Source organism: Streptomyces sp. AC550_RSS872 (assembly GCF_019049285.1).
Lineage (GTDB): Bacteria > Actinomycetota > Actinomycetes > Streptomycetales > Streptomycetaceae > Streptomyces.
This window is the reverse complement of the sequence record NZ_JAGMUL010000019.1, coordinates 39,883-53,125: the sequence shown is the minus strand read 5'-3', so window position 1 is coordinate 53,125 and position 13,243 is coordinate 39,883. Positions and strand designations below refer to the sequence as shown.

General features: G+C 72.5%; 14 protein-coding genes. 8 read left to right on the top strand and 6 right to left on the bottom strand.

What is annotated here, in order from left to right:
- Window positions 1-119 precede the first annotated feature (119 nt).
- From KUM44_RS08875 to KUM44_RS08865, 3 genes are read right to left on the bottom strand one after another with little or no spacing between them, the layout of a single operon-like run.
- A complete protein-coding gene (locus tag KUM44_RS08875; protein WP_217207239.1) occupies window positions 120-1,478 on the bottom strand; it encodes an FtsX-like permease family protein in 1,359 nt (452 codons plus the stop codon).
- On the bottom strand, window positions 1,475-2,188 hold the full coding sequence (locus KUM44_RS08870) for an ABC transporter ATP-binding protein (RefSeq protein ID WP_217207238.1): 714 nt from the start codon (window positions 2,186-2,188) through the stop codon (window positions 1,475-1,477). Before KUM44_RS08870 ends, KUM44_RS08875 begins: the two co-directional genes overlap by 4 nt.
- On the bottom strand, window positions 2,185-2,718 hold the full coding sequence (locus tag KUM44_RS08865) for a PadR family transcriptional regulator (protein WP_217207237.1): 534 nt from the start codon (window positions 2,716-2,718) through the stop codon (window positions 2,185-2,187). The genes KUM44_RS08870 and KUM44_RS08865 overlap by 4 nt, the downstream gene beginning before the upstream one ends.
- Window positions 2,719-2,914: 196 nt before the next feature.
- Here KUM44_RS08865 and KUM44_RS08860 point away from each other — a divergent pair, with 196 nt between their 5' ends.
- The 3 genes from KUM44_RS08860 (at window position 2,915) to KUM44_RS08850 (ending at window position 5,706) form a co-directional block, all read left to right on the top strand.
- Window positions 2,915-3,175, top strand: a complete 261-nt coding sequence (locus KUM44_RS08860; RefSeq protein WP_217207236.1) for a hypothetical protein — start codon at window positions 2,915-2,917, stop codon at window positions 3,173-3,175.
- Window positions 3,176-5,302, top strand: a complete 2,127-nt coding sequence (gene malQ, locus KUM44_RS08855) for a 4-alpha-glucanotransferase (RefSeq protein WP_217207235.1) — start codon at window positions 3,176-3,178, stop codon at window positions 5,300-5,302. It abuts the gene before it with no gap.
- Between the two features lie 146 nt (window positions 5,303-5,448).
- Entirely contained in the window at window positions 5,449-5,706 is a 258-nt protein-coding gene (locus KUM44_RS08850; RefSeq protein ID WP_217207234.1) for a hypothetical protein, read from the top strand.
- Between the two features lie 183 nt (window positions 5,707-5,889).
- Here KUM44_RS08850 and KUM44_RS08845 read toward each other — a convergent pair whose 3' ends face one another.
- Window positions 5,890-6,504 (bottom strand): TetR family transcriptional regulator, encoded by a 615-nt coding sequence (locus KUM44_RS08845; RefSeq protein WP_217207233.1) that lies wholly within the window; start codon window positions 6,502-6,504, stop codon window positions 5,890-5,892.
- 142 nt (window positions 6,505-6,646) lie between these two features.
- On the opposite strand from KUM44_RS08845, the gene KUM44_RS08840 reads away from it, so the two are divergent.
- On the top strand, window positions 6,647-8,146 hold the full coding sequence (locus tag KUM44_RS08840) for an FAD-dependent monooxygenase (protein WP_217207232.1): 1,500 nt from the start codon (window positions 6,647-6,649) through the stop codon (window positions 8,144-8,146).
- A 45-nt stretch (window positions 8,147-8,191) separates the two neighbouring features.
- On the opposite strand, the gene KUM44_RS08835 is transcribed toward KUM44_RS08840, so the two are convergent.
- Entirely contained in the window at window positions 8,192-8,704 is a 513-nt protein-coding gene (locus KUM44_RS08835) for a MarR family winged helix-turn-helix transcriptional regulator (protein WP_217207231.1), read from the bottom strand.
- Between the two features lie 111 nt (window positions 8,705-8,815).
- Between KUM44_RS08835 and KUM44_RS08830 the strand changes: the two genes are divergently transcribed.
- From KUM44_RS08830 to KUM44_RS08820, 3 genes are all read left to right on the top strand, one after another.
- The gene (locus KUM44_RS08830) at window positions 8,816-9,814 is read left to right on the top strand and encodes an EamA family transporter (RefSeq protein ID WP_217207230.1); all 999 of its coding nucleotides are present in this window, start codon (window positions 8,816-8,818) and stop codon (window positions 9,812-9,814) included.
- 71 nt (window positions 9,815-9,885) lie between these two features.
- On the top strand, window positions 9,886-10,776 hold the full coding sequence (locus KUM44_RS08825) for a DMT family transporter (RefSeq protein ID WP_374202023.1): 891 nt from the start codon (window positions 9,886-9,888) through the stop codon (window positions 10,774-10,776).
- A 14-nt stretch (window positions 10,777-10,790) separates the two neighbouring features.
- The gene (locus KUM44_RS08820) at window positions 10,791-11,720 is read left to right on the top strand and encodes a LysR family transcriptional regulator (protein WP_217207228.1); all 930 of its coding nucleotides are present in this window, start codon (window positions 10,791-10,793) and stop codon (window positions 11,718-11,720) included.
- Window positions 11,721-11,727: 7 nt separating this feature from the next.
- Here KUM44_RS08820 and KUM44_RS08815 read toward each other — a convergent pair whose 3' ends face one another.
- The gene (locus KUM44_RS08815) at window positions 11,728-11,943 is read right to left on the bottom strand and encodes a hypothetical protein (protein WP_217207258.1); all 216 of its coding nucleotides are present in this window, start codon (window positions 11,941-11,943) and stop codon (window positions 11,728-11,730) included.
- A 188-nt stretch (window positions 11,944-12,131) separates the two neighbouring features.
- Here KUM44_RS08815 and KUM44_RS08810 point away from each other — a divergent pair, with 188 nt between their 5' ends.
- Complete coding sequence (locus KUM44_RS08810; protein ID WP_308402542.1) at window positions 12,132-13,115, top strand: carbon-nitrogen hydrolase family protein; 984 nt, start codon at window positions 12,132-12,134, stop codon at window positions 13,113-13,115.
- Window positions 13,116-13,243: the final 128 nt, after the last annotated feature.

Below are 13,243 nucleotides of genomic sequence, written 5' to 3'. Positions count from 1 at the left end.
GCCTTTCGCATACCTGCCGTACGGTGCCACGGCATCCGGCCCCGAGGGTCCCCCGTGCCCCCGGGGCCGGACGGTGGCGCGACCGTATGGCCGTTCTCATGCGAGCCGCGGCACGGCTGTCACACGTACCGCAGCTCCGCCGGGCGGACCGAGCGGTGCAGCAGGGGCAGCGAGGTGGCCGCCGCCAGCAGGCAGCAGCCGTACACCGCGACCGGGACCAGCAGGGAGACGTACGGCACGGCGTGCACGATGTAGTCCGTGGCGAGCGACGAGTACCAGGTGCCGATCGCCAGGCCGCCGCAGCCCGCCACCGCGACCGCCGGGGCCAGCGGGAGCGCGGTCTCCAGGAACAGCGTCCGGGCCAGCACCGCGCGCGGCACCCCGGCCGCGTTCTGCGCCGCCAGACCCCGGCGCCGGGTGGCCAGGGACTCGGCGGTGCCGACAGCCAGAGCGGACAGGACGAGCCCGAGGGCGGCGAGGATCGCGGCCGCCGTCAGATCGAGGCCCGTCGTGTAGAACCCCATGTCCATGGCGAGGTCGTCCACGCGGCTCATGGCGTGCAGTTCGGCGAGCAGCACCTGCCGTACTCCCACGAAACCGGTGCCGATGACCGTCACCAGCAGCACGGCCCCGTGGGTGCGGGCCGCCGCCCACGGGTCGTCGCGCAGCCGTTCCGCCGCGATCAGCAGGGCCGGGCGCTGGGCCCGGGCGGCGAGGGTGCGGCCCAGCAGGCCGGAGGACCAGCCCGTCAGCAGCACCGCCGCGGTACCGACCAGCAGGGTGAGGGCCAGGGCGATCAGCGGAAGGGGGGAGAGCACGTGGGGCCTGTCGAACAACGGGGTCGGCAGGGCAAGCCCCGCCGATGCCGCGAGCAGCAGTGCCGCCGTCAGGAACACCCGCCCCGGACGCCGGGCGGTCCGCACCCGGCGCACCGAGCCGAGCGGTGAGGCCACCACCCGGCGCAACGCCAGCGCGGCCGTCGCCGCGCCCAGCGCCGGTACCGCCAGGGCGATCAGCGCCATCCCCGCCCAGGCGAGCGCGGTCGGACTGGCCCAGACGGACAGCAGCACCGGCACCGCGACCGCGACGGCGAGCACCGAGCCCAGCAGACAGGCGAGCCCCGTCTCCAGCGCGGCGATCCGGCGCACCTGCCAGGGAGTGGCCCCGGCCAGTCGCAGCGCCGCGAGCCGCCGGTCGCGGTGGACGGCGCCGACGCGGGCGCACTGTCCCAGGAACCCGAGCACCGGAATCAGCAGGAGCAGCAGGGTCAGCACCACGCCGACGCGCTGGCCGGGCTGGTTCAGCAGCCCGGCGCCGAAGGCTATGTGGTACTGGCCGCGCAGAGAGGCTATGGCGACGGCCGCGAGCGCGAATCCGGTCGCCGGCATTGCCCCGAGCGCGGTGAGCGCGATCCGCCACCACTCGCGCCGGTCGGAACCGCGGACCAGCTGCCAGGCGAGTCTGAGATCGGTACTCACGGCGTGACCTCCAGCGCCGTGGTGCCCGCGGTGACGACGGTGCCGTCGTGCAGCGACACCTCCCGGTCCGCGTACGCCGCCACCTGGGCGTCGTGCGTGATCAGCAGCACTGCCGTGCCCGCCTCGCGGGCCGTGTGCGTCAGGGCCGTCATGACCCGCTCGCCCGCCAGCGAGTCCAGCGCCCCGGTCGGCTCGTCCGCGAAGACCACCTTCGGGCCGGTGACCAGTGCCCGGGCCAGGGCCGCCCGCTGGGCCTGCCCGCCGCTCATCTCACCGGGCCGCAGCTCCTGCTGTCCGCGCACCCCGAACCGCTCCAGCCACTCACCGGCCCGCTCCCACGCCTCCTGCCGCCGGGCACCGGCGAGCAGCAGCGGCAGGGCGACGTTGTCCAGGGCCGTCAGCTCGGGTATCAGCTGCCCGAACTGGAAGACCACACCGAACTCCGTACGCCGCAGCTCGCTCAGCCGTTTCTCCGGCAGCCGGTCCAGCCGCTCCCCGGCGTACGTCACCGAGCCGGTGTCCGGGCGGACGATGCCGGCGAGGCAGTGCAGCAGCGTGGACTTGCCACTGCCGCTGGCGCCGGTGACCGCGAGGATCTCACCCGCCCGGAGCTCGACGGAGGCGCCGCGCAGGGCCTCGGTCCTGCCGTGCGCCTTGACGAGGTCACGGGCCGCCAGCAGCGGCACCGCGCCTCCCTCGGTGTTGCTCATCCTGCGTCGACCTCCGCGGTCAGAGTGGTGAGCCGGGCCGCCGTCGTCGTCATCCAACGGAGGTCGGCGTCGAGGTGGTTGAGGGCGTAGTCCGCCGAGAGCACGGTCGCGAGATCGGTGCCCCGCGCGGTCTTGACCGCCGTGAGCTCCCGCATCCGCGCCGTATGGGCGGCGCGCTGGGCGCGCAGATAGGCCTCGGCGTCGCCGCCGGACAGGATCGACACGACGACCTTGGCGAAGATCTCGTTCGTCACGAACGGGGCGGGCGGCGCGATCTGCCCGGCCCACTCGGCCAGTTCGCGCGCTCCGTCCTTCGTCGAGCGGTACGTGGTCCGCTCCGGGCCGCCGTCCGAGTCGGTGCCGTCGACCTCGGCGAGTCCGTCGCGGACCAGCCGCTGCAAGGTCGTGTAGACCTGCCCGTAGGCCAGCGGTCGGGCCTGCGGGAAGCGTTCGTCATGCCGTCGCTTGAGGTCGTAGCCATGGCTCGGCCCCGTGGCGAGCAGCCCCAACAGGATGTGGCGGGTGCTCATGCCGATCATTATGTACTGAGTACATGTACTGAGTGAATAGTGATCAGGAAAATGATCCGGGATGGGCGGCCTGGGCGAAAGGATGTGCGGAACAGAATGTGAGGAGAGGCACGTTGTTCGTCTGCGTACGTCTGCCGTCGCGTTCGCTGGGTATGGCTGGCGGTAACCCCACGTCGTACTCGACAAGGAGGCCCCCGTGGCCACAGCATCGGCCCTGTCCAAACCTGAGGCGCCCATCGAGCCCGAGATGCACGCCTGCGTCTTCAGCGCCGAGGGCGCCTGCTTCGAGACCCCCCTCACCAGCGAACCGCCCCTCCCCGACGCCGAGCCCCTCACCAGCGAGCCGCCGCTCTCCGACGCCGCGCCGCTGACGAGCGAGGCGGCCACCTGGGACACGGGCATGGACCTGGGTATGGACACCGGTATGGACTTGGACATGTACTCCACGAGGCCCTAGATGACAGGACAGCGGTCGGCCGAAGCCCCTGCCGAGGATCCGCCGGGTCCCGAAGATCCCCCCTCCGACGCCCTGTCGCTCCTCGCCGAGCTGCACGGCGTCGCCACCTCCTACCAGCCGTCCGCCGACCGCACGGTCACGGCCTCCGCCGCCGCGCTCACCCGCGCCCTGGCCGCCCTCGGCATCGACACGAGCACGCCCGATACCGTCGCCGCCGCGCTCGCCGCCCGCGAGCGGGAGCTGGGCGAGCGGCTGCTGCCGCCGACGGCGGTGTGCTGGAGCGGTACCGAACCCGAGGCGCTGGCCGCCCTGCCCGTCGGCACCCGACTGCACATCGAGACCGAACAGGGCGAGACCCGCGACGACCCAGGCCAACTCCCGCCCGGCGTCCACCGCTTGACCGCCACCGCCCCCGACGGCCGTACGGCGACCAGCCACCTGGTCGTCGCCCCGCCCCGCCTGCCCACCTCCGCCGGACGCTCGTACGGCCTGCTCGTCCAGCTCTACTCCCTCCTCTCCCGCCGCTCCTGGGGCATGGGCGACCTCGGCGACCTCACCGAACTTGCCGCCTGGGCCGGGCGCGCGCTCGGCGCCGGATTCGTGCAGGTCAACCCCCTGCACGCGGCCGTACCCGGAGCGCCCACCGACCCGTCCCCCTACCGCCCCTCCTCCCGGCGCTTCCCCGACCCGGTGCATCTGCGGATCGAGGACGTCCCCGAGTTCGCCTACGTCGAGGACCGCGAGCGCGTGCGCGCGCTGCTGGAACGGGCCGGGCGACTGCGGGAAGCGGTGCTGGAGAAGGGGGAGTTGATCGACCGGGATGCCGTCTGGGAGGCCAAGCGGGAGGCGTTGGAACTGGTGCGCGAGGTGCCGCTCGGGCCGGGCCGACGGGCCTCCTACGCCGACTTCCTCGCGCGGGAGGGCCGGGCGCTGGAGGACCACGCCACCTGGTGCGCGCTGGCCGAGGTGCACGGCTCCGACTGGTCGCGGTGGCCCGCGGGGCTACGGGATCCGAGGTCGCCGGAGACCGCCCGGGCGCGGCGCGAGCTGATGGACCGCGTCGACTTCCACTGCCGTCTCGCGTGGCTCGCCGACGGCCAGCTGACCGCCGCCCAGCGGGTCGCGCGGGAGGCCGGTATGCCGGTCGGGATCGTCCACGACCTGGCGGTCGGTGTGCACCCCGGGGGTGCGGACGCCTGGGCCCAGCAGGAGTACTTCGCGGCCGGGATGTCGGTCGGGGCACCGCCGGACGCCTTCAACGCGCGCGGCCAGGACTGGGGCCTGCCGCCCTGGCGCCCGGACCGGCTGGCCGAGTCGGGCTACGAGCCGTACCGCCGGCTGCTCAGGGCGCTCTTCCGGTACGCGGGCGCGCTGCGCATCGACCATGTGATGGGGCTGTTCCGGCTGTGGTGGGTGCCGCAGGGACATCCGCCGACCGAGGGGACGTACGTCCGCTACGACGCCGAGGCCATGCTCGCGATCCTGGTGCTGGAGGCCTCCCGGGCCGGGGCGGTGGTGATCGGGGAGGATCTCGGCACGGTGGAGCCGGGCGTGCGGGAGACGCTGCGCTCGCGAGGCGTGCTCGGCACCTCGGTGCTCTGGTTCGAACGGGACTGGGACGGCGACGGCCGCCCCCTGCCGCCGGACTCCTGGCGGTCCGACTGCCTCGCCACCGCCACCACCCACGACCTGCCGCCCACCGCGGCCCGCCTCACCGGCGACCACGTCGAACTCCGCGACGGACTCGGCCTGTTGCCCCGGCCCCTGGAGCAGGAGCGGGCGGAAGCGGCGGCGGACACCGGCGAGTGGCTGGAGCTGCTGTCCCGGCTCGGGCTGCTGCGGGGCACCCATGGCGGCCACTGCACCTCGGAGGAGGAGGCCGAGATCCAGGCCGTCCACCGCTTCCTGCTGAGCACCCCGGCCCGCATGGTCGGCGTCTGGCTCCCGGACGGGGTGGGCGACCGTCGCCCGCAGAACCTCCCGGGCACCTGGGACCAGTACCCGAACTGGCGGCTGCCGATCGCGGACGCGGACGGGAGGGCGGTGACACTGGAGGAGCTGGCGGCTTCGCCGAGGGTGCGGGCGCTGGTGGAGGTACTGCGAGGGGACGCCGGTCGGCGTTTCTAGCCCGTCCGGCGTGTGAGGACGAGGCTCTTCGGGGCCGAAGCGGGGGGCTGAGGGCCCAGCCCCCAGGAGCGGTCACGACAATGCCGGGCGCCTCTCAGGGCACCCCGGGCGCGCGGCCGCTCGTGGGGTTCGGTACTTTTGGCCCCGTGGACAAGAAGAACGCCCTGCGCGCCGGCGCCCTGGCTGCCGGTACGACGCTGATGATGCTGCTCATGTCGTCCCCCGCGCTCGCGCTCGCGCGTGACGACGGCGACGACCCCGGCCCGGGCCTGAGCGTCATCGAGACGCTGGGCCAGTTCGTCCTGGCCCCCCTCGTGCTGTTCGCGGTCATCGCGGGCCTCGTGATGGTCCTGGACCGCTCCACGGACCGCCAGCCGAAGGCAAAGGCCAAGGCGAAGGCCTGATCAGGGCTTTTGCCTGACTCGGCGGTTCCGCAGTCTTCCCCGAGGGCGCCGACCCTGTCGTACGTACACGCATCCGTCGTACGTCGACGAGGTCGGCGCCCTCGGTGTGTTCTCTCCGGTGTGTTCTCCCCGGGGTGTTCTCCCCGGGGTGTTCTCCCCGGGGTGTTCTCCCCGCGGTGGCGCCTACGCCGGGTACGGCGCGGTCAGATACCGCTGCACTGTGGGCGCCAGCCACGCCACGATCTCCTCGGGGGACAGCGCCACGGCGGGCGGGAACCGCAGGACATAGCGCGTGAGCGCCAGCCCGAGCAGTTGCGACGAGGCCAGCGCGGCCCGTGCCGGAGCCTGCTCGGGGTCGGGGCAGACCCGACGGGCGACCGGCAGCAACTGGTCCGCGAAGATGCCCCGCATGCGCTCGGCCCCGGCCTGGTTGGTCGCGCCGACCCTGAGCAGGGCCGTGAGCACCTCGTTCTTCTCCCACATGTCCACGAAGTGGGTCACGAGCGTCCGGCCGGCTTCGTCCCGGGACAGTGACGCCGGGTCCGGCAGCTTCAGGTCGATCGAGACGGCCGCCGCGAACAGGCCCTCTTTGTTGCCGTAGTAGCGCATCACCATCGACGGATCGATGTTCGCGTGCTTGGCGATGGCGCGGATGGTGGCGCGCTCGTAGCCGTCGGCCGCGAAGCGTTCACGGGCCGCGTCGAGGATCGCCGTGCGCGTGGCTTCGGACCGGCGTGGGGCTTCGGGCGTGCGGGGCGTGCGGGGCGTGCGGGGTGTGCGGGGCGCGCTCTGGGTCATGCCAACAACCGTAGGCCAACATGCGTGGGCCAACAAGTGTTGACAGGCGTGAGGTGGCTCCCTACGTTAGCCAACAAGCGTTGACCAACAATCGTTGGCATACATACGTTGGCAAACATGCGTTGGCACCCAGGAGGCCACCATGAACGGCACCGGCACCGGCACCAACCACTCCGTTCCCGCCCCCGCTCCCGTCCCCGCCCCCGTCCTGGTCGTCGGCTCCGGCCCCACCGGCCTTCTCCTGGCCGGTGACCTCGCCGCCGCCGGAGTCCCCGTAACGCTCGTCGAGAAGCGCCCCCACGAGATCAGCAACCTCTCCCGCGCCTTCGGCGTGCACGCCCGCACCCTGGAGCAACTCGACGCCCGAGGCCTCGCCGACCAGCTGCTCGCCACCGGCAGCACCATCACCGAGCTGCGCCTCTTCCGTCGCCTCTCCCTCGACCTGGGCACGCTGCCGTCCCGCTTCCCGTTCCTGCTCATCACCCCGCAGTACGAGGTCGAGCGGCTCCTGGAGCGGCGGGCACGCGAGCTCGGCGTCGAGTTCCGCTTCGAGAGCGAGGTCGTCGGGCTGCGGCAGGACGACGGCGGGGTCGACCTCGATGTGCGCGGCCCGGACGGAACGGTCGTCACGCATCGCGCGGCCTATGTCGTCGGCGCGGACGGCCACCGCAGCGCCGTGCGCCGTGCCGTCGGCCTGCCCTTCCCCGGCGTCTCCGTCATCAGGTCCCTGTTCCTGGCGGACGTACGGCTCGCCGAGCGGCCGGACAGTGTGCTCACCGTCAACGGCGCCGGTGACGCCTTCGCGATGATCGCGTCCTTCGGTGACGGCTGGTACCGCGTCATGGGCTGGAACCGCCGTCACGAGGTTCCCGACGACGCCCCGCTCGACCTCGACGAGATCAAGGAGGTCACCCGGCGCGCCCTGGGCACCGACTACGGCATGCACGACGCCCGCTGGCTCTCCCGCTTCCACAGCGACGAGCGCCAGGCGCGCGAGTACCGGGTCGGACGGGTCTTCCTCGCGGGCGACGCCGCGCACGTCCACTCACCGGCCGGCGGCCAGGGCATGAACACCGGACTCCAGGACGCCGCCAACCTCGGCTGGAAGCTCGCCGCCGTCAGCAAGGGGTGGGCGCCCGAGAGCCTCCTGGGCACCTATCAGGCCGAGCGCCACCCGGTCGGCAAGGCGGTACTGCGCAGCAGCGGCGGACTGGTCCGGCTGGGGCGGGCGCAGAACCCGGCCCTGCGTGCCGTACGCGCCCTCGTCTCCGCCTTCGTCAACGCGGCCCGCCCCGCCCGGGCGAAGGCCCTGGCCCAGATCTCGGGCATCGGCTACCGGTACGCCGCCCCGCACGGCTCCCACCCCCTGGTCGGCACCCGCGTCCCGGATGTCGCGCTGGAGAGCGGCCGGCTGTACGAGGCCCTGCGCGGCGGGCGGTTCGTGCTGATCACCGCGAAGGACGCGGGAGTGCCCGGGGACCCAGGCTCCCGCAAGGACCGGCTGACCGTGGAACGCTGGGCGAGCGACCGCCGTACGACCGTGCTGGTGCGGCCCGACGGATATGTGGCGTGGGCGGCGGACGGGGCGGACGCGGCGGACGCGCGGGCCGTCGAGGCGGCGCTCGCCGCGCAGGTGGGCTGAGCGCCACCTCCGCTGCCGGGCCGCCCCAGCTGTCCGGCTGCCGGACTACCGGGCGTCGGGCGTCCCCGCGAGCAACTCCCGCAACAGGTCGGCCAGTCGGTCGGCCTGTTCGGCGTCGAGGGCGGACAGGGCCTCCGCCTGGGTGGCGAGCCCGGCGCCGACCGCCTCGTCGATGAGGTGCAGCCCCTTCTCGGTGAGGGTGACCTGTAGGCCGCGGCGGTCGTGGGGGTCGGGGGAGCGGCGCAGCAGGCCGGCCCGTTCCAGCTTGTCGAGGCGGCCGGTCATGCCTCCGGTGGTGAGCATCAGCGTCGCCGACAGCTGGCGGGGTGAGAGCGTGTGCGGCGCACCGGTGCGGCGCAGGGTCGCCAGGACGTCGAACTCGCCGCGCGAGATGCCGTAGGGCGCGTACGCCTTCTCCATGCGGTCGCTCATCGTGCGCGAGAGACGGAAGATCCGCCCGAAGACCTCCATCGCCTTGGTGTCGAGGTCGGGCCGCACGGCCGCCCACTGGTCGATGATCGCGTCGACGGGGTCGTTGCGCTGCGGACGTTCGCTCATGTGCCGAGTATCGGTCGTCGGACGCTCGGCCGCAAGAAAGTGGCTTGACGGAAAGTAGCTTGCGGCTAAGCTACTTTCCATCGACCTACTTCGAAGGGTGTGTGCCGAACCATGGGTGCACGTGCACTGATACTCCTCACCGCGCTCGCCCCCGTCTCCTGGGGCACGACCTACGCGGTCACCACCGAGTTCCTGCCGCCCGACCGCCCCCTGTACACCGGCCTGATGCGCGCTCTCCCCGCCGGCCTGCTGCTGCTCGCCCTGGCCCGGGTCCGCCCGCGCGGCGCCTGGTGGTGGAAGTCGGCGGTGCTGGGCGCGCTGAACATCGGCGCCTTCTTTCCGCTGCTGTTCCTGTCCGCGTACCGGCTGCCGGGCGGCATGGCGGCGGTCGTGGGCTCGGTCGGGCCGCTGTTCGTGGCGGGGCTCGCGGCGCTGCTGCTGGGTGAGCGGCCGACCGTACGGACGCTGCTCACCGCGGTCGTGGCCGCGTTCGGGGTCACTCTGGTCGTGCTGAAGGCGGCCGGTTCCCTGGAGGCGCTGGGCGTCCTCGCGGCCGTCGCCGCCACCGCCTCGATGTCCACGGGCACGGTACTGACCAAGCGCTGGGGACGTCCGGACGGCGTCGGCCCCCTCGCCCTCACGGGGTGGCAACTGACGGCCGGCGGCCTGCTGGTCGCCCCGCTCGCGGTGCTGGTAGAGGGCGCGCCGCCCGCGCTCGACGCCCCGGCGGTCGGCGGCTACCTCTACCTCGCGCTGGCGAACACGGCCCTCGCTTACTGGCTCTGGTTCCGTGGCATCGGCCGCCTCACCGCCACGCAGGTCACGTTCCTCGGACCGCTGTCCCCGCTGACCGCCGCGGTGGTCGGCTGGGCGGTGCTGGGTCAGGCGCTGACGCCGGTTCAGGTGGCGGGGATGGTGCTTGCGTTCGGTGCGACGGTGGTGGGGCAGATCGGGGCCGGGCGTGGCAGGGGCGAGCGCGGCGGGGTCGGGCGTGGCGGGGTCGGGCGCGGCGTGTCCGGGCGGGTGGCCTCCGTTGAATCGTTCAGTTCTTCTGAAGCAAAGAATCGAAAAGATTCGATGGACGTGACAGGTTCGGCGCTGCGACGGTAGATCGAGTCCGATCACCGACCACCAGCGAAAGGATCTCCGTGACCGTCGTCCTCCCCAGGACAGCCCCCTCGATTCCGTCTGCCTCCCTCCCCGGGACAGCCGCGCTCGGCATCGCGCTCGCCGCGCTCGCCACCGTCGTCTGGTCCGGCAGCTTCGTCACCTCCCGGGCGCTGCACGACAGTGTGCCGCCGGTGCAGCAGGCGTTCTGGAGGTGGCTGGTGGCGTTGGCCGCGGTGGCGCCCTTCGGGGCCCGGCGGGCCTGGCGGCAGCGCAAGGCGATCCGCGGTCACCTCGGCTTCGTACTCCTCGCCTCGCTCCTCGGCGTCACCGCCTACAACACCCTCGTCAACCAGGCCGGATTGACCACACCGGCCGCCAACATGGGCATGATCATGGCCGCCTCACCGGTGCTGATGGCCGTCTTCGAGCGGGCTTCGGGAGTACGGCTGGGGGCGCGCCGGGTGGGGGGACTGCTGGTGGCCTGTGCGGGGGTCGTGCTGCTGATCGGGAGTGGTGCGGGCGGGGCCGGCTTCACGGCCGGGGACCTGTGGATGGTGGCGGCGGCCTGCTGCTTCGGGGCGTACAGCGGGCTGTTGCGGCGCAGGCCGGCCGAACTGGGCGGTACAGCCTTCCTGTTCACCACGTTCCTGGTCGGTACGGTCCTGCTGCTGCCCGCGCAGGGGCTGAGCGTGGCGGTGCAGGGCGGCTTCGATCCGACGCCCGGAACCGTCCTGCCGATCCTCTACGTCGGACTCGCCTCCTCCGCCATCGCCTTCTTCGCCTGGAACCGGGCGATCGCGCTGGTCGGTCCGAGCCGCGCCGGGGTCGTCTACTACCTCCAGCCGGTGTGCGTGTCGCTGCTGTCCTGGGCGCTGCTCGGGGAGCGGACCGACTGGACGCAGTCGCTGTGCATGGCGCTGATCCTCGGCGGGGTCGTCCTCGGGGCCACGGCTCGTCGGTGACGTAGGTTTCCGCCATGGTCGAGTGGGACATCCGGAAGCTGCACATCCTGCGGACGCTGCGGGAGCGGGGCACCGTGACGGCGACGGCCGAGGCGCTACGGATGACGCCGTCGGCGGTGTCGCAACAGCTGACGAACCTCGCCAGGCAGGTCGGGGTGCCGTTGCTGGAGGCGCAGGGGCGGCGGGTGCGGCTGACGGACGCGGCCCGGCTGGTGCTGCGGCACGCCGAGGCCGTGTTCGAGCAACTGGAGCGGGCGGAAGCGGAGTTGGCGGCGTACACGCAGGGCGAGGTCGGGGAGGTGCGCGTGGGGGCCTTCTCCACGGCGGTCCCGGCGCTGGTCGTACCCGCCGTGCGGGCGCTGCGGGCCTCGCATCCCGGGGTGGTCGTACGGGTGCGGGAGGCCGAGGCCGCGGAGGCGTACGAGCTGCTGGCCGCAGGGGAGGTCGACCTCGCGCTCTCCCTCGCGGCCCAGGCACCGGCCGCGGGGGACCCGCGCTTCACCCGGGTGCCGCTGCCGGCGGATCCGCTGGATGTCGCCCTCCCCGGCGGCCACGAGCTGGCGACCGCCGAACCGCTGCGGCTGGCCGACCTCGCCGCAGAGGACTGGATCTTCGGCGGGAGCGGGCCGTGGTCGGACATCACCCGGGGGGCGTGCGAGGCGGCCGGGTTCAGCCCACGCCAGGCGCACTCGGCGGCCGGGTGGACGGCGATCCTGGCGATGGTGGAGGCGGGGATGGGGGTGGCGCTGGTCCCGCGGATGGCTGCCGTGCGGCGGGGCGGGGTCGTGATGCGGGAGCTGGGGGAGGAGCGGCCCGTTCGGCATGTGGTGGCGGCTGTGCGCAAGGGTGGGGAGGACGGGCCGACGGTCGGAAGGGTGCTCAACGCTCTGCGAACCGTTGCCACCGCGCACGCCGGGACGCCGGACCCCGCAGATCGCCTGTGACGGAGGGTCACTCAGGCGTGAACTCGTACTGAAGTTCGTAGAGATGGCCTGCCTTGACCATGACGGTGGCTTCGATGGGGACGCTGCTCCACCGCGGCAGACAGGTTCTGCTACGGGAGGCCACCGCCAGGGCGACCGAACTGCGGGGCAGACTCGACGCGCTCGCCACGGTGACCGCGAACTTCTGTTGAAGGACGTTGACGGAGCTCGCGCGCGACGGCATGATGACCGACCGCGTGGCCTACGCCGAACCTCCCGCGACCGTCCCCAGCGCGGTCTCCCGTCGGAGGCAAAGGGACCAGCGTCTCAGGTCGTTGTTGCAGCCCGATCGCCTCGGGCGAGGTTGCTGGGGAGCCGTCGCTCAAGGCGGGGAAGGCCGCGATGACAGCCCGTAGGAACTTCAAGCGCCAGGTGCGCGCCCGCGCCGCCAAGACCGGTGAGTCCTACACGTCCGCCCTCCGGCACTTCCGTCCGACTCCATCAGGAGACGTCATGTCGGAAGCAAGGAAGCCCAAGAGCGTGCGGCTCGCCGTAGCGCAGACGCTCGTACGCGAAGACCCCCGAGACGTTGAAGCGCTGCGCGAAAGCGGGCGTGAGGTCCGTGCTCTGATGCGCGAGGCCAGTGCTCAGGGAGCGAGGATCGTGCACTTTCCTGAAGGTGCGATCTGCTTTCCCAGCAAGTTCGTCATGTCCGTCGACGGCCCGGACGCGGTCGGCCCGGCGGATTGGGACCGGTGCCAGTGGCCCGTGCTCCAAGCGGAGTTGGCCGCGACCGCCGAGCTGGCCCGCGAGTTGCGGCTGTGGACGGTGATTGCTTCGGTGCACCGCCTGACCGAGCCGAACCGCCCGCACAACAGCCTCTACGTCATCTCCGATCGCGGCACCGTCGTCACGCGCTACGACGAGCGCCTGCTGTCGAAGACGAAGGTCTCGTACATGTACTCGCCGGGCGTCTCACCGGTGACCTTCGAGGTCGACGGTGTGCGCTTCGGCTGCCTGCTCGGCATGGAGATCCACTACCCGGAGTTGTTCGCGGAATACGAGAGGCTGGATGTCGACTGCGTTCTGTTCTCCACCAGCGGCACCCCGGGTAACACCGCCGCCCAAGCCCAAGGCCACGCCGCGGTCAACAGCTACTGGGTCAGCTTGTCAGGGCCGGCACAGCACAGCGCCACCGCACCGTCCGGAATCGTCGCTCCCAACGGCCACTGGCTCGCACGGTGTCCCACGGACGACTCGCCGTCGGTAGCCGTCGTGAACCTCGACGACAGTTCCGAAGCCGCCGCCGACGCGGTGACCTACGGGCGTCCCTGGCGTCGCGAGGCACGATCGGGCATCTACACCGAGCACCAGGTGATCGACCCGCGCAGCGAAGACCGGACAGCGGCCTTCTAGGTCAGAAGCAGAGTCCGAGGTGTTCACGCGTACAGGATGGCTCCCGAGCCGCGAGCACCTCGGATTCAGTCCGTCCCGCATGTCTGTGCAACGGCTGACGAGCCGAAGGCGCCCTGCACACCGGCTTA